Raw genomic sequence first — 22,206 nt, forward strand, 5'->3', positions numbered from 1 at the left:
AGCAAGACCCAGGCAAGACGCCGAGCAATGCGCAAGCGCGGAGCCGAGGTCAGTTGCAGTGCCAGGCAAGACCCAAGAAGTACGCCAAGATTCGAGCGGTTGAAGTTTCAGGCAACCGCTCAAGCAGTTACGCTTGACGACCATAGCAAGGTGGTACCACTCCTTCCCATCCCGAACAGGACAGTGAAACGCCTTCGCGCCGATGATAGTGGACGGACGTCTGTGAAAGTAGGTCATCGTCAAGCTCTTATCCCGCAAAGCCCCGCCGGTTCCCGGCGGGGCTTTGTCTTTGGGCAATGACGAGCACCACGCGGCCAAGATATCTCCTTCAGATCGCTGATCGTCCGCGACAACTCCCTTCAAACCGGAGTCCATTGCGGGTCGTCAATCAGGCTGCAAGCCGCGCCAATGCTGAATGTGCACAAATAACAACGCCCGTGGGCAGTGGGGCTTTGTGCGGTAAGATTGACCGAGTCAATTCGTTGGAGCGTTATCGTGAGTGATACCCAGACCCCCGTGCCCGGTACGAAGTTGGACCTGCGCACGTTGACCCACGTGGCTTACGGCTTGTTCGCCTTGGGCTTTTTGACGAGTGGAATTCTGGGCATCGCGACATTGGCCGCTGTCGTGCTGATGTATCTGAAGCGCTCGGATGCGGCCGGTACGGTTTACGCTGCCCACTTCGACTGGATGCTACGCACGTTCTGGTGGGCCATGTTGTGGCTGGCCATCAGCGGTATCGCCGTCTACATCTTCATTGGCTGGATCGGCCTGATCGCAACCGTCGTGTGGGTCCTGTACCGCTTGATCAAGGGTTGGCTGGCGTTGCTGGAAGGTGCGGCGCCCACCACTTACGCGTGACCTGAAAGCAATTCAGGCAACAGGCAAAAAGGCCGGCGAGATCGCCGGCCTTTTTCATGGGTGCTTTCTATGGTTGCCTAAGACATGATGCGATAGTGCGATGGGCCGACGGCTGGCGCCAAGATGGCATCAGATGCCACGATAAGCATTGAGACGAGCGAAGACCGCGGCTTGGATGTGTAGAGCACGTGGCCCCTTGAATCGTCCCCGGAAGACCTGGCTGCCGTGGATCCAGCGCAGGCCATGACGGCAGCGCCTAGGTCAGCACGACGTAGGCGGCGACAGCGAGCATTGAGGCGCCGAAGATCGCGGCTTGGATCCGTACCGCGCGTGGGGTATTGAACCGTCCAAGGATGACCTGGCCGCCATAGATCCAGGGAAAATGGCAGAACAGGCCCAGGACAACGAACGCGGCGCTTAACTGCGTGACTTGTGCGGAGAGGCTGGCGCCAGGCGCGAGGAATTGCGCGAACATGACCACGATCATCGAATGGATTTTGGGGTTCAGCGCGACGCAGATGAAGCCGTCCCGGAAGCCCATCGCCTTCTGCGGCCGCGTGGAATTGTCCGGCGTCACGGAGGCGCGGAAGAAACCCCAGGCGAGGTAGAGCAGATAGGCGGCGCCTGCCCACTTCAGGACAGTATGGAGTTGCGGGTACTCATGGAGCGTGCCCCCCAGGCCGAACCCGTAGAGGGCGCACAGCGCCAGGTTGGCGGCTTCGAAGCCGATCCAGAACGGCACTGAGCCCTTTATTCCATAGCGGCCGCCGGCGGTGGCCAATAGTGTGTTGCCTGGCCCAGGGCTGATGATCATGGGAATGGCATAGCCCAGGAAAACCATCCAACTCTCCCACCCGATCATTACCGCTTCCTTTGAATGTGCTTGCCGCTGTTCGCCGAGGTGTTTCCGCGTGCGGGCGAGGTCGTAGTAGATAGCGCTTCCGGCGCGCGGCCAAACGATCTATTCTCATGCCTTCGATAAACTAAACTAATCGAGACCATGCGTCGTCTGCCACCATTGGGCGCGTTGCGCGCCTTTGAGGCCGCTGCGCGGCATATGAGCTTCACGCTGGCCGCAGCTGAGCTCTGCGTCACGCAGGCTGCGATCAGCCATCAGGTACGCCAGCTGGAGCGCTGGCTGGGCCACCCCATGTTCACGCGCCGGGGCCATGCGTTGAGCCTGACCCAAAAAGGCGCGGCCTATTTGGCGGAACTGTCGCAAGTTTTCGATCAGATGGCCGCTGCGACCGAGCGCGTGCGCGACAAGCGCGAGGGGCCATTACGGATCTCGGTACTGCCTTCGTTTGCTTCGCGTTGGTTGTTGCCGCGCTTGCCGGTTTTTCGCGCCAGGCATCCCGACGTGGAATTGCGGGTGACGAGTTCGGTGCAGCTTTGGAGCGGCGATGACACGTTCGATATCGGCATCCGATCGGGCTTGGGGCGTTGGCCTGGCCTGAAGGCGGACTTGGTTGCGCGCGAGTTCTTGAGCCCGGTCTGCAGCCCTGCATTGGCTGCCGGGCCGCCGGCGCTGAGGCAGCCTGACGACCTGAAGCAAGTGGCGCTTTTGCATGATCAGCCGCGCGCGGCGTGGCAGCAGTGGTGCCAGCATACCGGCGTGGCATTGGACCTGTCGCAGGGCCTTGTTTTCAACGATGCGGCGTTGGTATTGCAGGCTGCGATCGACGGGCAAGGGGTTGCGTTGGGGCGCTTGATGCTGGCTGCGGATGACGTGCGAACGGGGCGTCTGGTGCGGCTGTTCGATCACGCTTTACCGAACGATTACAGCTATTGGATCGTGTATGGGCGGTCGTCCGCGCAGCGTCCGGAGGTTGCGGCATTTCGAGGCTGGTTGCTCGAAGAGGCGCGCCAGGCCTAGCGATCAGCGAAATGGGATCGACAGGAACAGATCAGGGAATGTGCCGTGTCCACAGGAGGTGGAGCAGGGTATCGCGCGGGGAATGGAGCTTGCGCGAAAGAAGAGGGGCTTGCGCGAGAGGATGGTGTGCTAGCCCGGCCTGAGCCAGGGCGTCGCGACAATCCAAGAGGCAGGGACGTACGGGGTACGCCCTTTGCCTGCTTACTTCAGATGTGCGTTGACCAGTTTGGTCAGTTCGAACATCGTGACCTGATCTTTGCCAAAGATCGGACGCAGCTTGGCATCGGCGTTGATGTTGCGCTTGTTGCTGGCATCTTGCAGGTTGTGCTTCTTGATGTATTCCCAGATCTTCTTGGTGACCTCGGTACGCGGCACGGCTTCCGAGCCGATGACAGCGGCCAATTCGGCGCTGGGGGTCAGGGGCTTCATGAATGCAGCGTTCGGCTTGCGCGCGGTCGCGGGTTTGGAGGTTGTGGCCATAATGCGGCGCTCCTTCTCTGGCTGTTGGAAAAATTGTCCTGCGGCCGGAGCATAACGTGTCTCTCTCGTAAAGACAAAGGCATTTATCCTCTGTAGCAACTAAAATGCACAGACTGTCCCCCCTCTCACGTCATTCTGTAACCTCCTATGTACGCACGATCTCCTTTGGAATCAATTCGCCTTTTTCATGACGAATTGACGGCGCTTCGGCGCGATTTGCATGCGCATCCCGAATTGGGCTTCGAGGAAGTCCGGACCTCCGGGATTGTGGCCGGGGCGCTTGAGGCGCTGGGCATCGAGGTGCATCGCGGCATCGGCAAGACTGGCGTGGTAGGCGTGATTCGCGGCAAGCGCTGCGACAGCGGGCGCATGATCGGGCTGCGTGCCGACATGGACGCCTTGCCCATGACCGAAGACAACGACTTCGGCCACAAGTCCACCAAGCCCGGCCTGATGCACGGTTGCGGCCATGACGGCCACACTGCGGTGTTGATCGGGGCGGCGAAGTATTTGGCGCAGACGCGCAATTTTGACGGCACGGCCGTGCTGATCTTCCAACCCGCCGAAGAGGGCCGCGGCGGTGCGCGCGCCATGCTTGAGGACGGCTTGTTCGACACGTTTCCGTGCGACGCGATCTACGCGCTGCATAACTGGCCTGGCTTGCGGCCCGGCACGATCGGCATCAATCCGGGGCCGATGATGGCAGCGGCGGACCGCTTCGAGATCCAGATTACGGGCCGCGGCGGTCACGGCGCGCACCCCTACCAGACGATTGATCCGGTGACGATCGCGGGGCAGATCATCACGGCCTTGCAGACCATCGTGTCGCGCAACGTGAACCCGCTGGATTCCGCAGTGGTGTCGATCGGTTCCATGCAGGCAGGGCATCCGGGCGCAATGAGCGTGATCCCGCGTGAAGCCAAGCTGGTGGGCACGGTGCGCACGTTTCGCAAGTCCGTCCAGGAAATGGTCGAGACACGCATGCGCGAACTGGTCACCGCGATCGCCAGCGCGTTCGGCGGCACGGCCGAGCTGATATACGAGCGCATCTATCCGGCGACCTTGAACACGCCGCAGCACGCCAACCTGGTGGCCGACATCGCGACCGAGATGATCGGCAAGGAAAACGTGGTGCGCGATCTGGTACCGTCTATGGGTTCCGAGGATTTCTCCTTCATGTTGCAGAGCAAGCCCGGCGCGTACTTCCGCCTGGGCCAGGGCGGCGCCGAGTCGGGCTGCGTGCTGCATAACTCGCATTTTGATTTCAACGATGCCGTCATTCCCCTGGGCAGCGCGATGTTCTGCGCGCTGGCTGAACGGGGCATGCCGCTGGCAGATTAAGAAGCCTTCCATGTCTACTCCAAACACGAATCAGCTCACCATCACCCGCCCCGACGACTGGCACCTGCACTTGCGCGATGGCGCGGCGCTGGAAGCCGTGGTGGCGGACACCGCGCGCCAGTTCGCCCGCGCCATCATCATGCCGAACCTGAAGCCGCCGGTGACTACCACCGAGCAGGCGCTGGCCTATCGCGGCCGCATCCTGGCGGCGTTGGGCAAAGCCGGCGGAAATCCGGAGGCGTTCACGCCGCTGATGACGCTCTATCTGACCGACAACACGTCGGCGGAAGAGATCTTCCGCGCGCACGAGTCGGGCCAGGTCTATGCCGTGAAGCTGTACCCGGCGGGTGCCACGACCAACTCGGATGCGGGCGTGACCGATTTGCTGGGCAAATGCGCGAAGGCCCTGGAGGCGCTGGAAAAATGCGGCATGCCGCTGCTGGTGCACGGTGAAGTGACCGACCCGGCGATCGACGTGTTCGACCGCGAAGCGATTTTCGTGGAGCGCGTGATGAAGCCGCTGCGTCGCGCGTTTCCGGCGTTGAAGGTGGTGTTCGAACACATCACGACGAAGGAAGGCGCGGAGTATGTGCGCGACGCCGAAGGGCCGATCGCCGCCACGATCACGCCGCAGCACATGCTGTACAACCGCAATGCGATCTTCCAGGGCGGCGTGCGGCCGCATCTGTACTGCTTGCCGATCTTGAAGCGCGAGACGCATCGTCTGGCGCTGGTCGAGGCCGCCACCAGCGGCAGCCCGCGTTTCTTCCTGGGTACCGACAGCGCACCGCATGCGCGGGGCTTGAAGGAGCACGCCTGCGGCTGTGCCGGTTGCTACACCGCGCTGCACGCGATGGAGCTGTATGCGACGGCATTTGAGGCCGCAGGCAAGCTGGACAAGCTGGAAGGCTTTGCCAGTTTCCACGGCCCGGATTTCTATGGCCTGCCGCGCAACACCGGCACCTTGACGCTGGTGCGCGAAACGTACCAGGTTCCTGACGAGCTGGAATTCGGCAATACGACGCTGGTGCCGCTGGCGGCAGGCGAAGCCCTGGCCTGGCGCGCGAAGGTCTGAGCGGCGGCCGCAGGCCCGGAGCCTGCGTGCGTCGATGAACAAGAAACGGGGGAGCGGCTGTGCGCCGCTCCCCCGTTTTGTTTGCCGCGTGACTGACGGCTATCTATATATATAGATAGCGGCGTCAGAGCGTGCCGTCGCGGCGCGCTTCCAACAGTTCCCAGCGGGCGAATCGTTCTTCGAGTTCGCTTTCCAGTTTGGCGAGTTCACCGTTGATGCGATCGACCTCGGCGGGCGCGTCACGGTAGAGGCTGCCGTCGGCCAGCTTGCCAGCGAGTTCGGCCTGCTGCGCTTCCAGCGCGGCGATGGCGTCCGGCAAGCCTTCAAGCTCACGCAAGTCCCATGCGTTCATCTTGGTGGCCTTGGCCGGCTTGGGCTTGGCGACCTTGGCGCGTGCGGCGCTTTCGTCGAGGGGCTTGGCAGCGCTGTCCGCATCGGCTGCCGGGGCAGCGGGCGCAGGGCGCTGCGCGACCCATTCGTCGTAGCCGCCGACGTAGTCGCGCCAGTGGCCGTCGCCTTCGTAGGCGATGGTCTGGGTGACGACGTTGTTCAGGAACGCGCGGTCATGGCTGACGAGCAGCACGGTGCCGGCGTATTCCTGAAGCAGCTCTTCCAGCAGTTCCAGGGTTTCGATGTCCAGGTCGTTGGTGGGCTCGTCCAGCACCAGCACGTTGGCCGGACGCGCGAACAGGCGCGCCAGCAGCAGGCGGGCCCGTTCGCCGCCGGACAGGCTGCGCACGGGGGAGCCGGCGCGGGCGGGCGAGAACAGGAAGTCGCCCAGGTACGTCATGACGTGCTTGCGGGTGCCGCCGATTTCGACCCATTCGCTGCCCGGGCTGATGATGTCGACGAGCGAGGCGTTTTCATCCAGCTGCGCGCGCATCTGGTCGAAATACGCCACCGCCACGTTGGTACCCATGCGCGTGGAGCCGGTATCGGGCTGCATTTCACCCAGGATCAGTTTCAGCAGGGTGGTCTTGCCGGCGCCATTGGGGCCGATGATGCCGATGCGGTCGCCGCGCAGGATCGTCGTGGAGTAGTCGTCCACCACGACCTTGTCGCCAAAGGTCTTGCCGACATGTTCGAGCTCGGCCACGAGTTTGCCGGAACGCTGGCCTTCCGCCAGGGCCAGCGATACGTCGCCGATGCGCTCGCGGCGCTCGGCGCGCTGGACGCGCAGGCTCTCCAGGCGACGGACCCGGCCTTCATTGCGCGTGCGGCGGGCTTCGACGCCCTTGCGGATCCAGACTTCCTCTTGCGCCAGCAGCTTGTCGAAACGGGCTTGTTCCAGGCGTTCGGATTCCAGCCACTGGGCCTTGCGTTCCTGCCATTGGGAAAAGTTGCCGGGGAAGCTGAGCAGGCGGCCGCGGTCGAGTTCGACGATGCGGGTGGTGACGGCGTCCAGGAAGCGGCGGTCGTGGGTAATGATGACCGCGGCGCCGCGCCAGCTGCGCAACATCTCTTCCAGCCAGGCGATGCCGTCGAAGTCGAGGTGGTTGGTGGGTTCGTCCAGCAGCAGCAGATCGGGTTCTTCGACCAGGGCGCGCGCCAGCGCGACCCGCTTGCGGGTGCCCCCGGACAGGCCGGCGATCTGCGCATCGGCGGGCAGGCCCAGCTTTTCGAGCATGGCGCGCACGCGCGAGGGGCGCTGCCAGTCTTCGTGGTCGCCTTCCACATTGCAGACGACATCGAACACGGTGGCGTTTTCGTCCAGCTCGGGTTCTTGTTCGACCGTGGCGACGCGCAGGCCCGAGTTGCGGGCGATGTCGCCGTCGTCGGGCAGCGTCCTGCCGTCGAGCAACCTCAGCAGCGACGACTTGCCGGCACCGTTGCGGCCGATGAGGCCGATGCGCTCGCCGGCCTGGATGGCGAAGTCGGCGTGGTCCAGCAGCGGATGGTGGCCATAGGCCAGCTGGATGTCGGTAAGAGTGATGAGAGTAGCGAGGGCCATGTATCGGGTCGTTTTTGCGGCGTCTAAGCGGATCAGCGCGTATTGTCGCAGGAACCCCGCAAGCTCGTTTGAGGCACAGCGGGGATGGCGCTTGGGGCGCGCTTCGGGGACGGAGCCGTGACCTGTAATAGAATACGGACCGCAGGGCGGGTCGGGCGATCGCGGTGGATGCGAATCCATCGAGGAAGGTCCGGACTCCATAGGGCAGGGTAACGGCTAACGGCCGTCCGGCCGCGTCTTCGGGCGCGGTTGAGGAATAGGGCCACAGAGACGAGACTGCGAAGCGGGCGTGCTTGCACGCACAGATACGGCCATCTCCGTATCGCGTCATTCGGCAACGAAGGGCGGCATCGCAGGGTGAAACGCGGCAACCTCTACCCGGAGCAACATCAAATAGGCATGCGTGCGGCCCTCGGGTCGCGAAGGGCGGCTCCGTCCAAGCATGCGGGTAGGTGGCTAGAGCGGCTCAGCAATGATCCGCGTAGAGGAATGATCGTCCGCCAGGGAAACCTGGTGTACAGAATCCGGCCTATAGACCCGTCCTGCATCTAATTTCCCACACGCGAGTTGGCCAGGCCCGGCGCCTGGCCGCGCGTGGTCGCGGGTAAAGCCTGGCGCGCTATTTTTTTGCCGCGTGCGGCGGGCAGCTTGGCGGGAAGCCTCGTCAGTTCGGGCGAAACGGCCCATCGTAAAACAATGCAAAGTCATCCTTAGGCGCTACTTCTGAAGAAGGACTTGTAGAGTGTGCCGCAACCTCCTGATTTATTAGGGGGTTTTTCTTTTTGCGGTTTTACATATTGGTCTAAGTCCTTGTTGTGATTGAAAAAATTGCAACCACGCGCTTGACCGCCCCTGTGCCATACCGTAGAGTGGGAAATAGTAGGAAATTGTGCAATTAAGTGGGGTAAAAGTGGTGTTTCAGGGAAGCAGCGCGCTCACGCTGGATGCCAAGGGACGGATCTCGATTCCGACCCGGCATCGTGACGCGCTCATGTCGCAGGCCGATGGCCGGCTGACCCTGACCCGCCACCCCGACGGCTGCTTGCTGGTGTATCCGCGGCCGGAGTGGGAGAAGAAGCGCGAGCAGATCGCCGCTTTTCCCATGACGGCTCGTGCATTGCAGCGGCTGTTGCTGGGCAACGCTCAGGACGTGGAACTGGATGGCTCCGGCCGGGTCCTGATCGCTCCTGAACTGCGCAACGCTTCCGGTATGACGCGCGATGTGATGCTGCTCGGTCTGGGCGCGCACTTCGAGCTGTGGGACGCCGCTACCCTGGCCAGCCGCGAGGCTGAGGATCTGGCCAAGGGTATGCCGGATGTGTTGAATCAGTTTTCGTTCTGAAAAATCTATGGAATTCGAACATCGGCCCGTTCTGCTGGAGCCGACGGTGGACGCACTATTGCTGCCCGACTTCGGCGGCAAGGGCGCGACACGGTCGCACACGCAGACCGAGCCGGATACGGCTACGCGGGCGGAACGCGGCGTGTTTGTCGACGGCACTTTTGGCCGGGGCGGGCACAGTCGCGAACTGCTTGGCCGCTTGGGCAAGGACGCCCGGCTGGTGGTGTTCGACAAGGACCCCGAGGCGATCGCGGTAGCCAATGCGTTGGCGGCGGCGGACCCCCGGGTCACGGTTATCCATGGCGGCTTTGCCACCATGGCTGAAGAATTGGAGCAGCGCGGCATCGGCAAGGTCGATGGCGTGATGCTGGATCTGGGCGTGTCGTCGCCTCAGATCGATGACGCCGAGCGCGGTTTCTCGTTCATGCGAGACGGCCCGCTCGATATGCGGATGGACACCACTCGTGGTCCCACGGTGGCGGATTGGCTGGCGCAAGCCAGTGTGGATGAGATGCGGGAGGTCATAGCGGATTATGGCGAAGAACGGTTTGCTTTTCAGGTTGCAAAGGCGATTGCTGCTCGCCGCGCAACAAGGCCGCTGCGCACCACGCTCGAGCTTGCCGAGTGCGTCGCCAGCGCCGTCCGCACGCGCGAAAAGGGGCAGCATCCGGCCACACGCACCTTTCAAGCTTTACGGATTTACATCAATCGGGAACTCGAAGAGCTCGCGCGCACCCTCGCGGCAGCTCTAGACCTGCTTGCCCCGGGGGGGAGGTTGGCGGTGATCAGCTTTCATTCGCTTGAAGACCGCATGGTCAAGCAGTGCATCGCGGCGGCGGCGCGTCCAGCCGCCGCGCATGCACGCTTGCCGCTGCGCGAAAGCGAAATGCCGCAACCCATCCTGCGTTCCCTGGGCCGTGTCCTCGCCGAAGACGATGAGGTCTCGGCCAATGCCCGCGCCCGCTCCGCTGTCCTGCGCGTTGCCGAACGCACCGAAACGCCGCTGCCCGCCGAGGGCGGCTTCGCGTTCGTGAAGATCGGCTCGCTGCCCGGCAGCGACCTGGCGCCGCCGCCTCGCCGCGGCGGTAAAGGGGGGCGGCGTTAATGGGTCGCGTCAACCTGATCATTGCGGCTTTACTGATGCTGTCGGCCATTTCCCTGGTCACCAGCCGGTATCAGTCGCGCCAGCTCTTTGTCGAGCTGGGACGTGATCAGGCCCAGGAACGCGACCTGGAAACCAACTGGCGCCGCCTGCAGCTTGACCGCGCCGAGCTCGCCCGCAATGCGCGGGTCGATGTGATTGCACGCGACGGCCTGAAGATGATCCCCATCGTTCCGGACCGTACGCTTTATCTGAATCAAGCGCCCGTCTCCACGGCTGGGGGCGCCAAATGAAACGCGTCCCCTTCTTCGATAACCCGGTATTGCGTGGGCAGTTGCCCACGTGGCGCGCGCGCCTGGTGCTGATCCTGCTGTTTGGCGGGTTCACGGTGCTGGCTGGCCGCGCGCTGTTCCTGCAAGGGCTGTCGACGGAGTTCCTGCAACAGCAGGGCGAACGCCGCTATGAACGCACGCTGACCCTGGCGGCCACGCGCGGCAAGATCACGGACCGCAATGGCGCGGTGCTGGCCTCCAGCGTGCCGGCGCGCGCCATCTGGGCCATTCCCGAAGACGCCAAGCAGGGCACGCCCGCGCAGATGGATGCGCTGGCCAAGCTGCTGGAAACGCCGGTAGCCGACTTGCGCCACCGCCTGGTCGACGAAGACAAGAACTTCGTCTATCTGAAGCGTCAGGTCTCGATGGACGTGGCCGACAAGATCAAGCAGTTGGGCATGCCGGGCGTGCACCAGCAGCCCGAGACCCGCCGCTACTACCCCGACGGCGATGTGATGGCTCACGTGGTGGGCTTCAATAGCGTCGAAGACCAGGGCCAGGAGGGCGTCGAACTGACGTTCAACCAGCAATTGTCTGGCCGTCCCGGCAGCCGCCGCGTCATCAAGGACCGGCTGGGCCGCGTCATTGAAGACGTGCAGGCCGTGACCCTGCCGGTCGACGGACGCGACCTGCGCCTGTCCATCGATACCCGCTTGCAGTACCTGGTGTTCAAGGAATTGAAGGACGCCATGGACAAGCACCAGGCCAAGGGCGCTACCGCCGTGGTCGTGGACGTGCAGACGGGCGAGATCCTGGCGCTGGCCAACGTGCCGACTTTCGACCCGAACAAGCGCGAGAGCTTCCACGGCTCCAAGCTGCGCAACCAGGCCATTACCGACACCTTCGAGCCAGGTTCGATCATGAAGCCGTTCACCGCCGCGCTGGCGCTGGACCTGGGCCGCATCACGACGTCGACGCTGTTCGAAACCGGCAACGGCCGTTTCCAGTATCAGGGCAGCACGATCAGCGACGTGAGCCGCAACGGGACGCTGGACGTGGCCGGCGTGCTGCGCAAATCCAGCAACATCGGCATGACCATGATCTCCGAGAAGCTGGAATCCCGCGAAATGTGGGATCGCTTCACCGAATTGGGCCTGGGCCAGGCGCCTCAGGTGGGATTCCCCGGCGCGGCGCCGGGCCGCCTGCGTCCCTGGGACCGCTGGCGCCTGATCGAAAAGGCGACGATGGCCTATGGCTACGGCCTGTCGGTCTCGCTGTTGCAAGTGGCGCGCGCCTACACCGTCTTCGCCCGCAACGGCGACATGGTGTCGCTGACCCTGGTCAAGCGCGACAGCGACCCCACCAGCGTCAAGATCTACACACCGAAGACGACCGCCATGGTGCGCGCGATGCTTGAAGCCGCCGCCGGCCCCGAAGGCACGAAGGCCGCCCAGGTGCAGGGCTACCGCGTGGCCGGCAAGAGCGGCACCGCGCGCAAGATCGTCGACGGCAAGTACAGCATGCAGCGTTATCGGAGCTCCTACGTGGGCTTCGCTCCGGTGTCCGATCCGAAGATCGTGGTGGCCGTGTCCATCGACGAGCCGACGGTCGGCGGTTATTACGGCGGCGCGATCGCCGCGCCCGTGTTCTCCCATATCGTGGGGGGGAGCCTGAGGCTGATGGGGGTGCGGCCGGACGCGCCTTTTGAATCCACGATTGTTGCTGGTCTCAAGGAGCCAGGCAGATGAGCGCCAAAGGCTTCCTCTCGTCCCCTGTCGCCACGGTTGCCGAAACCGTGGCGTGGTTGCATGCGCGCGTCTCGTTGACGGCGCACCTGAAGTTGGACTCCCGCGATATCGAGCCGGGTGACGTGTTCGTCGCCTGCCCGGGCCTGTCCAGCGATGGACGTCTCTATATAGATAAGGCGCTGGCGCTGGGCGCCAGCGCCGTGTTGTTCGAAGCGCCCGCCAGCGAGTCCGTCCTGGCCGCGGCGGCCGACACGCCGATGTTGCCGGTGACCGGCCTGCGCGCCTTGCTGGGTGAACTTGCCGACACCTGGTACGGCCGTCCGTCCGCCGCGTTGGCGGTGGTGGCGGTGACGGGCACCAACGGCAAGACCTCGTCGGTGCAGTGGATTGCGCATGCGCTGAGCCGCAATGACAAGCCTTGCGGCACCATCGGCACCCTGGGCGCCGTGCTGCCCGACGGCCGCACGCTGGGCGGCGACCTGACGACGCCCGACGTCCTGACCGTGCACCGCACGCTGGCCGCGATGCGCGACGCCGGCGCCAAGGCCGTGGCCATGGAAGCGTCGTCGATCGGCATCGAGCAAGGCCGCCTGGACGGCGTGCGCATCGCGCTGGCCGCCTTCACGAACCTGACGCGCGACCATCTTGATTACCACGGCACGATGGAACACTACGAGGCCGCCAAGGCCCGCCTGTTCCGCTGGCCGGGCCTGACGGCCGCCATCGTCAATGCCGATGACGCCGCCGGACGCCGCCTGATCGCCAGCCTGCCAGCGGGCACGGGCGCGATGGGCTACAGCCTGAGCGATTCGCCCGAGATCCCCGCCGCGATGCGTGCGCGCGATCTGCAAGCCACGTCCCAAGGGCAGATCTTCACGCTGGTGTCGCCGCATGGCGAAGCCCAGATCGTGACGCGTCTGCTGGGGGCGCACAACGTGTCGAATCTGCTGCTGGTGGCTGGCGTGCTGTACAAGCTGGGCCTGCCGTTTGCGCAGATCGCGCGTGAGTTGGCCGCGACCGACCCCGTCGACGGCCGCTTGCAGACCGTGGAAACGGTGCCGGTCACGACCCAGGCTCATGCGGGTCGCAACCCGTTGGTGGTTGTGGATTACGCGCACACGCCGGATGCCTTGTCGCGAGCCTTGACCGCCCTGCGCGCCGTGGCGGTTGCCCGCTCGGGCCGCCTGATCTGCCTGTTCGGCTGCGGCGGCGAGCGCGATCCGGGCAAGCGCCCCGAAATGGGCCGCATCGCGGCGGAACTGGCCGACCACGTGGTGGTGTCCAGCGACAATCCGCGCACGGAGTCGCCCGAAGCGATCGTCCAACAGATTCTGGCCGGCATCCCGGAGGCCGCGCACGCGGACGTCCAGGTCGACCGCGCACGCGCCATCATGCAGACCATCTGGGCCGCGTTGCCCGAAGACGTGGTGCTGCTGGCGGGCAAGGGGCACGAAACCTATCAGGATGTCGGGGGCGAGAAGCTGCCCTTCGATGACCGTGAATGGGCGCGCCTGGCGATGCTGCTGCCGCAGGTCAAGGGCGTGTCCACCGACACCCGCCGCATCGATACGGGCGAGTTGTTCGTGGCGCTGGTCGGTGAGAACTTCGACGCGCACAACTATCTGGACCAGGCCGAAGGCCGTGGCGCTTGCGCGGCCGTGGTCGCGCATCCCGTCAGCGACGCCAAGCTGCCGCAGCTGGTGCTGGGCGATACCCGCGTGGCGCTGATGCGTATCGGCGCGGCATGGCGTTCGCAGTTCTCGCTGCCCGTTGTGGCGGTGACCGGCAGCAACGGCAAGACGACCACCAAGGAAATGATCTCGGCCATGCTGGCCGAGTGGCGCGGCGAGGCAGGCCGGCTGGCCACCGCCGGCAACCTGAACAACGATATCGGCGTGCCGCTGACGCTGCTGCGTCTGCGCCCCGAGCATCGCGCGGCGGTTTTCGAATTGGGGATGAACCATCCGGGCGAGATCGCGCAACTGGCCGCCCTGGCCGCGCCGACCGTCACGCTGGTGACCAACGCCCAGCGCGAGCATCAGGAATTCATGCACACCGTCGAAGCGGTGGCGCACGAAAACGGCGCCGCGATCGCGGCGCTGCCGGACGACGGCATTGCCGTATACCCGGGCGACGAACCGTATTGCGCGATCTGGGATGCGCTGGCCGAGCCGCGCCGCGTGCTGCGCTTTGGCCTGCAGCCTGGCCTGGATGTCTACGCGGAACACATTCTTGCGGACGTGAGCGCGACGCGCTGCCGCGTGGTGACACCTGTCGGATCGGCCGATCTGGTGCTGCCGGTGCCGGGTTTGCACAACCTGCGCAACGCGTTGGCGGCAATCGCCAGCGCGATCGCGGCGGGCGTGCCGCTGGACAGCGCGGTGCGCGCCCTGGCGGGCTTTGTCCCCGTTGCGGGCCGCATGCAGCACAAGCAAATGAGTGACGGAACGTTGCTCATTGATGACACCTACAATGCCAACCCCGATTCGGTTCGCGTGGCCATCGACGTGCTGGGCCGCATGGCCGGCAAGCGTGTCCTGGTGTTGGGCGACATGGGTGAAATCGGGGACAACGGTCCCGCCTTGCATGCCGAGGCGGGCATTTACGCGCGCGAGCAAGGGCTTGACGCGTTGATCACGCTAGGTGAAGCCAGCCGGGCGGCCGCGGCCGCATTCGGAACTGGCGCGCACGCCTGCGCATCGGTAGACGAAGTGGTTGCCGCCTTGCGCGGTTTGCGCGCGTCCTGCGTATTGGTAAAGGGATCGCGTTTTATGCGCATGGAGCGGGTTGTGACGGCTTTTTCTTTGAATGACGGGCAGGCGGCCAAGGGGCAGGGAGAACACCATGCTGCTTGAGATCGCCCGCCTGCTTTCCGATGATGTGCGCGCGCTGGGCGTGTTCGAGTACATCACGTTGCGCGCCGTGCTGGCGTGTGCGACGGCGTTGTTGATCGGCCTGGTTGCCGGTCCGCGAGTGATCCGCAAGCTGACCGAGATGAAGATCGGTCAGGCCGTGCGTTCGTACGGCCCGGAATCGCATCTGGTCAAGACCGGCACCCCCACGATGGGCGGCGTGCTGATCCTGATTTCCATCGCCATCAGCACCTTGCTGTGGGCGGATTGGACCAACCGCTTCGTGTGGGTAGTGCTGCTGGTGACGTTCGGCTTCGGCTGGATCGGCTGGCGCGACGATTACCGCAAGGTCGTCTATCGCGATCCGGAAGGCATGCCCGCGCGCCAGAAATTCTTCTGGCAAGCCACGATCGGCATGATCGCCGCCGTGTACCTGGCATTCGCTGTGTCGGCGCCGGCCAACACCGAACTGTGGCCGCTCTTCAAGGCCTGGGTCGGCAGCGGCTTCACGATGGCGTTGCCGACGCGCGCAGACTTGATCGTGCCGTTCTTCAAATCGGTGAGCTATCCCTTGGGCGTGCTGGGCTTCGTGGCGCTGACCTGGGCCGTGATCGTGGGCACCAGCAACGCCGTGAACCTGACCGACGGCCTGGACGGCCTGGCGATCATGCCCACCGTGATGGTGGGCAGCGCGCTGGGCATCTTCGCCTACGTGGTCGGCCGCGTGGACTATTCCAAGTACCTGCTGTTCCCGTATATTCCCGGCGCCTCGGAATTGATGGTGCTTTGCGCGGCGATCGGGGGCGCGGGCCTGGCATTTTTATGGTTCAACGCGTATCCGGCCCAGGTGTTCATGGGCGACGTCGGCGCGCTGGCGCTTGGCGGCGCGCTGGGCACCATCGCAGTGATCGTGCGCCAGGAGATCGTGCTGTTCATCATGGGCGGCGTGTTCGTGGTGGAAACGCTGTCGGTGATGATCCAGGTGACCTGGTTCAAGTACACGAAGCGACGTTATGGAACAGGTAGACGCATATTCCGCATGGCGCCGTTGCATCATCACTTTGAAGTGGGCGGCTGGAAAGAAACCCAGGTGGTCGTGCGTTTCTGGATCATCAGCATGATGCTGGTGCTGATTGGCCTCTCTACGCTGAAGTTGCGATGAATACGATGGAAACCTCCCGCGCTGACGCGCCGCTCGTCCTGATCCTCGGATTGGGCGAGACGGGTGTCGCCGCCGCTCGCTGGTGCGCCCGCTCGGGCGCCCGCTTGCGCGTGGCCGACACGCGCGCCGAGCCGGGCGGATTGACTGCGCTGCGCGATGCGCTGGCGCAGAGCGACGTGGAATACCGCCTGGGCTGCGACGCGTCTTTCGATACCGCGCTGCTGGACGGTGTGAATCAGGTCGTGCTGAGCCCCGGCCTGGCGCCGACCTTGCCTCCTGCCGCCGACCTGCTGCGTGAGGCCGAGGCCCGCGGCATCGAAGTCGTCGGCGAAATCGAATTGTTTGCGCGCGCGCTGGCCGACCTGGCCGAGACGCGCGAGTACCGTCCCCGCCTGCTGGCGGTGACGGGCACCAACGGCAAGACCACCGTGACCGCGCTGACGCGCGACCTGATCGACGCCAGCGGCCTGTCGGTCGTGGCGGCCGGCAACATCAGTCCCGCCGCATTGACGGCGCTGATGGACGCGCTGGACGACGATGCGCTGCCGCAGGTCTGGGTGCTGGAGTTGTCCAGCTTCCAACTGGAAACGACGCGTTCGCTGAAGGCGGATGCGGCCGTGGTGCTGAACGTCACGCAGGACCACCTGGACTGGCATGGCGGCATGGATGCGTACGCCCAGGCCAAGGCGCGCCTCCTGAAGATGGCGCGTGTGGCCATCGTCAACCGCGACGACCCGCTGACCGTGCGCATGGTGCAGACCGTGAACGCGTTGAACGTGCGCAGCTTCGGCCGCGACCTGCCGGAACTGGTGGGTGACATGGGCCTGGAACTGGGGCAGGGCGTGGCTTGGCTGGTCGCTGCTGAACCCGTGGATTTCGACGAGCCCGCGCCGCCCGTGCGCAGGAAGAAGGACGCGCCCGAGCCGGTGCGCGCCAACGGCCGCATGAGCCGCCTGATGCCGGTGGATGCCTTGCGCATCCGCGGCATCCACAACGCTTTGAATGCGTTGGCCGCGTTGCAGCTGGCCCGCTGCCTGGATCTGGGCTGGGGCGCCATGCTGCGCACGCTGCGCGAATACGCCGGCGAACCGCATCGCGCGGCGTTCGTGCGCCAGATCGGTGGCGTCGACTACATCAATGACAGCAAGGGCACCAACGTGGGCGCTACCGTCGCCGCGCTGGAAGGCCTGGGGCAACCCGTGGTGCTGATCGCGGGCGGCGACGGCAAGGGCCAGGATTTCTCGCCGCTGATTCCGGTGGTGTCGCGCCATGCGCGCGCCGTGATGCTGATTGGCGTCGATGGCCCCGAGATCGGCCGCACGTTGGCCTCGACCGGCGTCCAGTGCATTGCCGTGGACTCGTTGCATGACGCCGTGCGCGGCGCGGCCGAACTGGCGCAGCCGGGCGATGCCGTGCTGCTGTCGCCGGCCTGCGCCAGTTTCGATATGTTCCGCAACTACCCGCATCGCGGGCAGGTGTTCGTGGAAGAGGTCGAAGACCTGGCCCGCGACCGTGGAGAGGTGGCATGAGCCTGATCGCCGATCTCACCGCCAGCGTCAATGCCGTACGGCCCGGCCGTACCAAGATGCGCAACTTCGATCTGCCGCTGGTCATAGCGGCGTCGACGTTGCTGCTGCTTGGCTTGCTGATGGTGTATTCGGCGTCGATCGCGCTGGCCGACGGTCCGCGCTACGCGTCCTATGGCCGCTACTACTTCGTGATCCGCCACGGCCTGTTCGTCAGCGCCGGACTGCTTGCCGGCGCCGTGGTGCTGGCGATCCCGATCCGCGTCTGGCAACGCATGGCCGTGCCGCTGTTCGTGGTGGCGATGATCCTGCTGGTCGCGGTGCTGGTCCCGGGTATCGGCCGCGAGGTCAATGGCGCCCACCGCTGGATCCCGCTGGGCCCCTTGAACTTCCAGCCGTCCGAATTGATGAAGCTGGCCGCGCTGCTCTACGCCGCCGACTACACCGTGCGCAAGCAGGAGCACATGCAGGCGTTCGCCCGCGGCTTCCTGCCCATGGCTTTCGCGCTGGCCGGCGTGGGCATGCTGCTGCTGCTGGAGCCCGACCTGGGCGCCTTCATGGTGATCGTGGCGATCGCCATCGGCATCCTGTTCCTGGGCGGCATCAACGGCAAGTACTTCAGCAGCCTGCTGGCCGTGCTGGTCGGCACCTTCCTGATGCTGATCTGGCTGTCGCCGTGGCGCCGCGCGCGCCTGTTCGCCTATCTGGATCCCTGGAACGAAGACAACGCCTACGGCAGCGCCTATCAGTTGTCGCACTCACTGATTGCGCTGGGCCGCGGCGAATGGCTGGGCGTGGGCCTGGGCGCCAGCGTTGAAAAGCTGCACTACCTGCCCGAAGCGCATACCGACTTCCTGATGGCGGTGGTGGGCGAAGAACTGGGCTTTGCCGGCGTCATGCTGGTGATCACCCTGTTCGCCATCATCGTCTACCGCGGCTTCGACATCGGCCGCCAGGCCATCGCCATGGAACGCACTTTCGCGGGCCTGGTGGCGCATGGCGTGGCCATGTGGTTCGGCGTGCAGTCCTTCATCAACATGGGCGTGTGCCTTGGACTGCTGCCTACCAAGGGCCTGACCCTGCCGCTGATGAGCTATGGCGGTTCGGGTGTTGTGATGAACCTGTGCGCCCTGGCCATGCTGATCCGGGTCGATGTGGAAAACCGCGTCATGATGCGTGGGGGACGGGTATGACCGCTGCCCGCACCATCCTGATCATGGCCGGCGGCACCGGCGGGCACATCATGCCCGGCCTGGCCGTGGCCGACGTGCTGCGCGAGCGCGGCTGGCGCGTGCTGTGGCTGGGCAACCCGGACAAGATGGAAGGCAAGCTGGTGCCGCCGCGCGGCATCGAGCTGGTGCCGCTGCGGTTCCAGGGCGTGCGCGGCAAGGGGGCGGCGGCGCTGCTGAAGCTGCCCTTCCTGCTGCTGCGCGCCTTCGCGCAAGCCTGGTCGCGCCTGTCGGACGTGCGTCCGGACGTGGTGCTGGGCATGGGCGGCTACGTGGCCTTCCCGGGTGGCGTGATCGCCGCGTTGCGCGGCACGCCGCTGGTCGTGCATGAGCAGAATGCCGTGGCGGGCACGGCGAACAAGTGCCTGGCCAAGATGTCGCGCCGCGTGCTGAGCGGGTTCCCCGGCGTGCTGCCCAAGGGCGAAGCCATGGGCAACCCCGTGCGCGCAGACCTGTGCGACCTGCCGGATCCGGCCGTGCGCTATGCGGACCGCACCGGCCCGCTGCGCGTGCTGGTCGTGGGCGGCAGCCTGGGCGCGCAGGCCCTGAATACGACCGTTCCGCAGGCGCTGGCGCGCCTGCCGCAGGACAGCCGTCCGGTGGTGACCCACCAGGCCGGCGAACAACATTTGCCCGCGTTGCAGCAGGCCTACGCCCAAGCGGGCGTGCAGGCCGACTGCCGCGCGTTCATCGATGACATGGCGGGCGCCATGGGCGACGCGGATCTGCTGATCTGCCGCGCCGGCGCCATGACGGTGTCCGAAGTGGCCGCGGCCGGCGTCGCGGCGCTGTTCGTGCCGTTCCCGCACGCCATCGATGACCATCAGACTGCCAACGCGCGCTTTTTGAGCGACGCGCAGGCCGCTTGGCTGCAGCCGCAGACCGCCCTGACGCCCGAGTGGCTGGCGGATTGGCTGGCCCAGCGTTCCCGACAAGAACTGCAAGCCGTTGCTGTCCGGGCCCGCGCCCATGCGCACCCGGAAGCGGCGGCACATATCGCCGACGTCTGTGAACAAGCAGCGGGGCGTTCATCATGAAACACAGAATTCAACATATCCATTTCGTAGGCATCGGCGGCTCGGGCATGAGCGGCATTGCCGAAGTGCTGCTCAACCTGGGCTACACGATCAGCGGTTCCGACCTGAACGAGTCGGCCGTGACGCGCCGCCTGGCAAGCCTGGGCGTGAAGATCGCGATCGGCCACGTGGCCAGCAATGTCACGGGAGCGGGCGCCATCGTGACGTCCACCGCGGTGGCCGGCGACAACCCCGAAGTGATCGCGGCGCGCGCCTCGCGCATCCCGGTGGTGCCGCGCGCCATCATGCTGGCCGAACTGATGCGCTTGAAGCGCGGCATCGCCGTTGCCGGCACCCACGGCAAGACGACGACAACCAGCCTGGTGGCCAGCGTGCTGGCCGCCGGCGACCTGGACCCCACCTTCGTGATCGGCGGCCGCCTGAACTCGGCAGGCGCGAACGCGCGGCTGGGGCAGGGCGACTACATCGTCGTGGAAGCCGACGAGTCCGACGCATCGTTCCTGAATCTGCTGCCGGTGATGGCCATCGTGACCAACATCGATGCCGACCACATGGACACCTATGGGCACGACGTGGCGCGCTTGAAGAGCGCGTTCATCGAATTCACGCAACGCCTGCCGTTCTACGGCAGCGCCGTGCTGTGCTCGGACGACGCCAACGTGCGCGAGATCATGCCGTTCGTGTCGCGTCCCATCACGACTTACGGGTTGAACGAAGACGCGCAGGTGCGCGCCTATGAAGTGCAGCCGGAAGGCACGCGCATGCGTTTCAACGTGCAGCGCACGCACCGCGAAACGCTGCTGCCGCCGCTGCAGGTGGAGCTGAACCTGCCGGGCTTGCACAACGTGCGCAACGCGCTGGCCGCGATTGCCGTGGCGACCGAGCTGGGCGTGGCCGACGCGGCGATCTGCGACGCCCTGTCCGCCTTCAAGGGCGTGGGCCGCCGTTTCACGCAGACAGGCGAATTCCCCGTGCCCGCCAACCATGGCGGCGGCACGTTCACGGTGATCGACGACTACGGCCATCACCCGGTCGAAATGGCCGCCACCTTGGCGGCTGCGCGCGGCGCGTGGCCTGACCGCCGCATCGTGCTGGCGTTCCAGCCGCACCGCTACACGCGGACGCGGGATTGCTTTGAAGATTTCGTACGGGTGCTGGGTACGGCCGATGCCGTGCTGCTGACCGAGGTCTACGCTGCAGGCGAGCCGCCCCTGGTGGCGGCCGACGGCCGTGCCCTGTCGCGCGCCTTGCGCGTGGCCGGCAAGGTCGAACCGGTGTTCGTCGAGGACGTGGCAGAACTGCCGCAGGCCGTGGTGGACTTCGTGCGCAATGGCGACGTGGTGATTGTGATGGGAGCGGGATCGATCAGCAAAGTCCCGGCCCAAGTGGGAGAACTGGCATGAGCACGCAATTCGGCAAAGTGGGTGTGTTGTATGGCGGCCGTTCCGCCGAACGCGAAGTGTCGCTGATGTCCGGCAAGGGCGTGCAGCAGGCGCTGGCCAGCGCCGGCGTGGACGCGCACCTGTTCGATACGGGCGAACGCAGCCTGGCCGAGCTGGCCGCCGAAGGCTTCGACCGGGTGTTCATCGCCCTGCACGGCCGCTACGGCGAAGACGGCACGATCCAGGGCGCCCTGGAACTGCTGGGCATCCCTTACACCGGCAGCGGCCCCATGGCCTCGGCGCTGGCCATGGACAAGACCATGACCAAGCGCGTGTTGCTGCAGCATGGCCTGCCCACCCCCGACTTCGAGGTGCTGGATGCCGACACGGAACTGCGCCTGGTCCCCGACCGCCTGAGCCTGCCGCTGATCATCAAGCCGCCGCATGAAGGCTCGACCGTGGGCATCACCAAGGTGGTGGGCTATTCGGACATGAAGGAAGCCTACGCCGCCGCCGCCCGCTACGACAGCGAAGTGCTGGCCGAGCAGTTCATCACCGGCCGCGAACTGACCGTGGCGGTGCTGGGTTCCGGCAAGGGCGCGCGCGCGTTGCCGGTGATCGAGATCGCGGCGCCGGGCGGCAACTACGACTACGAACACAAGTATTTCTCGGACGACACGCAGTATTTCTGCCCGGCCAATCTGCCGCCCGAAGTGGCCGAAGACGTGTCGGCAATTGCCGTCAAGGCCTATCGCGCGCTGGGCTGCGAAGGCTGGGGCCGCGCCGACTTCATGCTGGACCGCGACAACCGTCCCTGGCTGCTTGAATTGAATACCTCGCCTGGCATGACCAGCCATTCTTTGGTGCCCATGGCCGCGAAGGCGGTGGGGATCAGCTACGCGGACCTGTGCGTGGCAATTCTGTCGGAGGCCTCGTGCAAAGTGCACGGCGTCTCCCGTAACGCTTGACC

The 22,206-nt window shown here is 65.3% G+C and carries 18 protein-coding genes, 1 rRNA gene and 1 other RNA gene; 17 read left to right on the top strand and 3 right to left on the bottom strand.

Annotated features, from left to right (window positions below; translation table 11 throughout):
• The first annotated feature begins 132 nt into the window (after positions 1 to 132).
• Positions 133 to 245, top strand: a 5S ribosomal RNA gene (rrf, locus tag ACO6D5_RS02165).
• A gap of 250 nt (positions 246 to 495) precedes the next feature.
• Complete coding sequence (locus ACO6D5_RS02170) at positions 496 to 861, top strand: DUF4870 family protein (RefSeq protein ID WP_006226250.1); 366 nt, start codon at positions 496 to 498, stop codon at positions 859 to 861.
• 256 nt (positions 862 to 1,117) lie between these two features.
• On the opposite strand, the gene ACO6D5_RS02175 is transcribed toward ACO6D5_RS02170, so the two are convergent.
• On the bottom strand, positions 1,118 to 1,702 hold the full coding sequence (locus ACO6D5_RS02175) for a LysE family translocator (protein ID WP_485824518.1): 585 nt from the start codon (positions 1,700 to 1,702) through the stop codon (positions 1,118 to 1,120).
• A gap of 159 nt (positions 1,703 to 1,861) precedes the next feature.
• On the opposite strand from ACO6D5_RS02175, the gene gcvA reads away from it, so the two are divergent.
• A complete protein-coding gene (gcvA, locus tag ACO6D5_RS02180) occupies positions 1,862 to 2,737 on the top strand; it encodes a transcriptional regulator GcvA (protein ID WP_485824519.1) in 876 nt (291 codons plus the stop codon).
• Between the two features lie 201 nt (positions 2,738 to 2,938).
• Here the strand turns inward: gcvA and ACO6D5_RS02185 are convergent, their stop codons facing one another.
• Positions 2,939 to 3,217: an SWIB/MDM2 domain-containing protein gene (locus ACO6D5_RS02185; protein ID WP_006217453.1), complete on the bottom strand. Its 279-nt coding sequence runs from the start codon at positions 3,215 to 3,217 to the stop codon at positions 2,939 to 2,941.
• 147 nt (positions 3,218 to 3,364) lie between these two features.
• Here ACO6D5_RS02185 and ACO6D5_RS02190 point away from each other — a divergent pair, with 147 nt between their 5' ends.
• Positions 3,365 to 4,558 (top strand): M20 aminoacylase family protein, encoded by a 1,194-nt coding sequence (locus ACO6D5_RS02190; protein WP_006226253.1) that lies wholly within the window; start codon positions 3,365 to 3,367, stop codon positions 4,556 to 4,558.
• The gene (gene pyrC / locus ACO6D5_RS02195) at positions 4,554 to 5,633 is read left to right on the top strand and encodes a dihydroorotase (RefSeq protein WP_315844815.1); all 1,080 of its coding nucleotides are present in this window, start codon (positions 4,554 to 4,556) and stop codon (positions 5,631 to 5,633) included. The genes ACO6D5_RS02190 and pyrC overlap by 5 nt, the downstream gene beginning before the upstream one ends.
• Positions 5,634 to 5,757: 124 nt before the next feature.
• Here pyrC and ACO6D5_RS02200 read toward each other — a convergent pair whose 3' ends face one another.
• A complete protein-coding gene (locus ACO6D5_RS02200) occupies positions 5,758 to 7,584 on the bottom strand; it encodes an ATP-binding cassette domain-containing protein (protein WP_315844809.1) in 1,827 nt (608 codons plus the stop codon).
• A gap of 143 nt (positions 7,585 to 7,727) precedes the next feature.
• Here ACO6D5_RS02200 and rnpB point away from each other — a divergent pair.
• From rnpB to ACO6D5_RS02260, 12 genes are all read left to right on the top strand, one after another.
• Positions 7,728 to 8,132: RNase P RNA component class A (rnpB, locus tag ACO6D5_RS02205), an RNA gene on the top strand.
• A gap of 365 nt (positions 8,133 to 8,497) precedes the next feature.
• Positions 8,498 to 8,926, top strand: coding sequence for a division/cell wall cluster transcriptional repressor MraZ (gene mraZ, locus ACO6D5_RS02210; RefSeq protein WP_006226256.1), 429 nt, complete (start codon positions 8,498 to 8,500; stop codon positions 8,924 to 8,926).
• A 7-nt stretch (positions 8,927 to 8,933) separates the two neighbouring features.
• The gene (rsmH, locus tag ACO6D5_RS02215) at positions 8,934 to 10,031 is read left to right on the top strand and encodes a 16S rRNA (cytosine(1402)-N(4))-methyltransferase RsmH (RefSeq protein ID WP_006226257.1); all 1,098 of its coding nucleotides are present in this window, start codon (positions 8,934 to 8,936) and stop codon (positions 10,029 to 10,031) included.
• On the top strand, positions 10,031 to 10,321 hold the full coding sequence (gene ftsL / locus ACO6D5_RS02220; protein ID WP_006226258.1) for a cell division protein FtsL: 291 nt from the start codon (positions 10,031 to 10,033) through the stop codon (positions 10,319 to 10,321). Before rsmH ends, ftsL begins: the two co-directional genes overlap by 1 nt.
• Positions 10,318 to 12,048, top strand: a complete 1,731-nt coding sequence (locus tag ACO6D5_RS02225) for a peptidoglycan D,D-transpeptidase FtsI family protein (protein WP_006226259.1) — start codon at positions 10,318 to 10,320, stop codon at positions 12,046 to 12,048. The genes ftsL and ACO6D5_RS02225 overlap by 4 nt, the downstream gene beginning before the upstream one ends.
• The gene (murF, locus tag ACO6D5_RS02230) at positions 12,045 to 14,903 is read left to right on the top strand and encodes a bifunctional UDP-N-acetylmuramoyl-L-alanyl-D-glutamate--2,6-diaminopimelate ligase MurE/UDP-N-acetylmuramoyl-tripeptide--D-alanyl-D-alanine ligase MurF (protein WP_485824520.1); all 2,859 of its coding nucleotides are present in this window, start codon (positions 12,045 to 12,047) and stop codon (positions 14,901 to 14,903) included. The genes ACO6D5_RS02225 and murF overlap by 4 nt, the downstream gene beginning before the upstream one ends.
• Positions 14,893 to 16,062 (top strand): phospho-N-acetylmuramoyl-pentapeptide-transferase, encoded by a 1,170-nt coding sequence (mraY, locus tag ACO6D5_RS02235; RefSeq protein WP_006226261.1) that lies wholly within the window; start codon positions 14,893 to 14,895, stop codon positions 16,060 to 16,062. The genes murF and mraY overlap by 11 nt, the downstream gene beginning before the upstream one ends.
• The gene (gene murD / locus ACO6D5_RS02240; RefSeq protein ID WP_485824521.1) at positions 16,059 to 17,591 is read left to right on the top strand and encodes a UDP-N-acetylmuramoyl-L-alanine--D-glutamate ligase; all 1,533 of its coding nucleotides are present in this window, start codon (positions 16,059 to 16,061) and stop codon (positions 17,589 to 17,591) included. The genes mraY and murD overlap by 4 nt, the downstream gene beginning before the upstream one ends.
• Positions 17,588 to 18,781, top strand: a complete 1,194-nt coding sequence (gene ftsW / locus ACO6D5_RS02245; protein ID WP_315844806.1) for a putative lipid II flippase FtsW — start codon at positions 17,588 to 17,590, stop codon at positions 18,779 to 18,781. The genes murD and ftsW overlap by 4 nt, the downstream gene beginning before the upstream one ends.
• Entirely contained in the window at positions 18,778 to 19,854 is a 1,077-nt protein-coding gene (gene murG / locus ACO6D5_RS02250; protein ID WP_485824522.1) for an undecaprenyldiphospho-muramoylpentapeptide beta-N-acetylglucosaminyltransferase, read from the top strand. Before ftsW ends, murG begins: the two co-directional genes overlap by 4 nt.
• Complete coding sequence (gene murC, locus ACO6D5_RS02255; RefSeq protein WP_315844804.1) at positions 19,851 to 21,257, top strand: UDP-N-acetylmuramate--L-alanine ligase; 1,407 nt, start codon at positions 19,851 to 19,853, stop codon at positions 21,255 to 21,257. The genes murG and murC overlap by 4 nt, the downstream gene beginning before the upstream one ends.
• Entirely contained in the window at positions 21,254 to 22,204 is a 951-nt protein-coding gene (locus tag ACO6D5_RS02260; RefSeq protein ID WP_315844803.1) for a D-alanine--D-alanine ligase, read from the top strand. Before murC ends, ACO6D5_RS02260 begins: the two co-directional genes overlap by 4 nt.
• Positions 22,205 to 22,206 lie beyond the last annotated feature (2 nt).

This window comes from Achromobacter sp. (assembly GCF_057314935.1).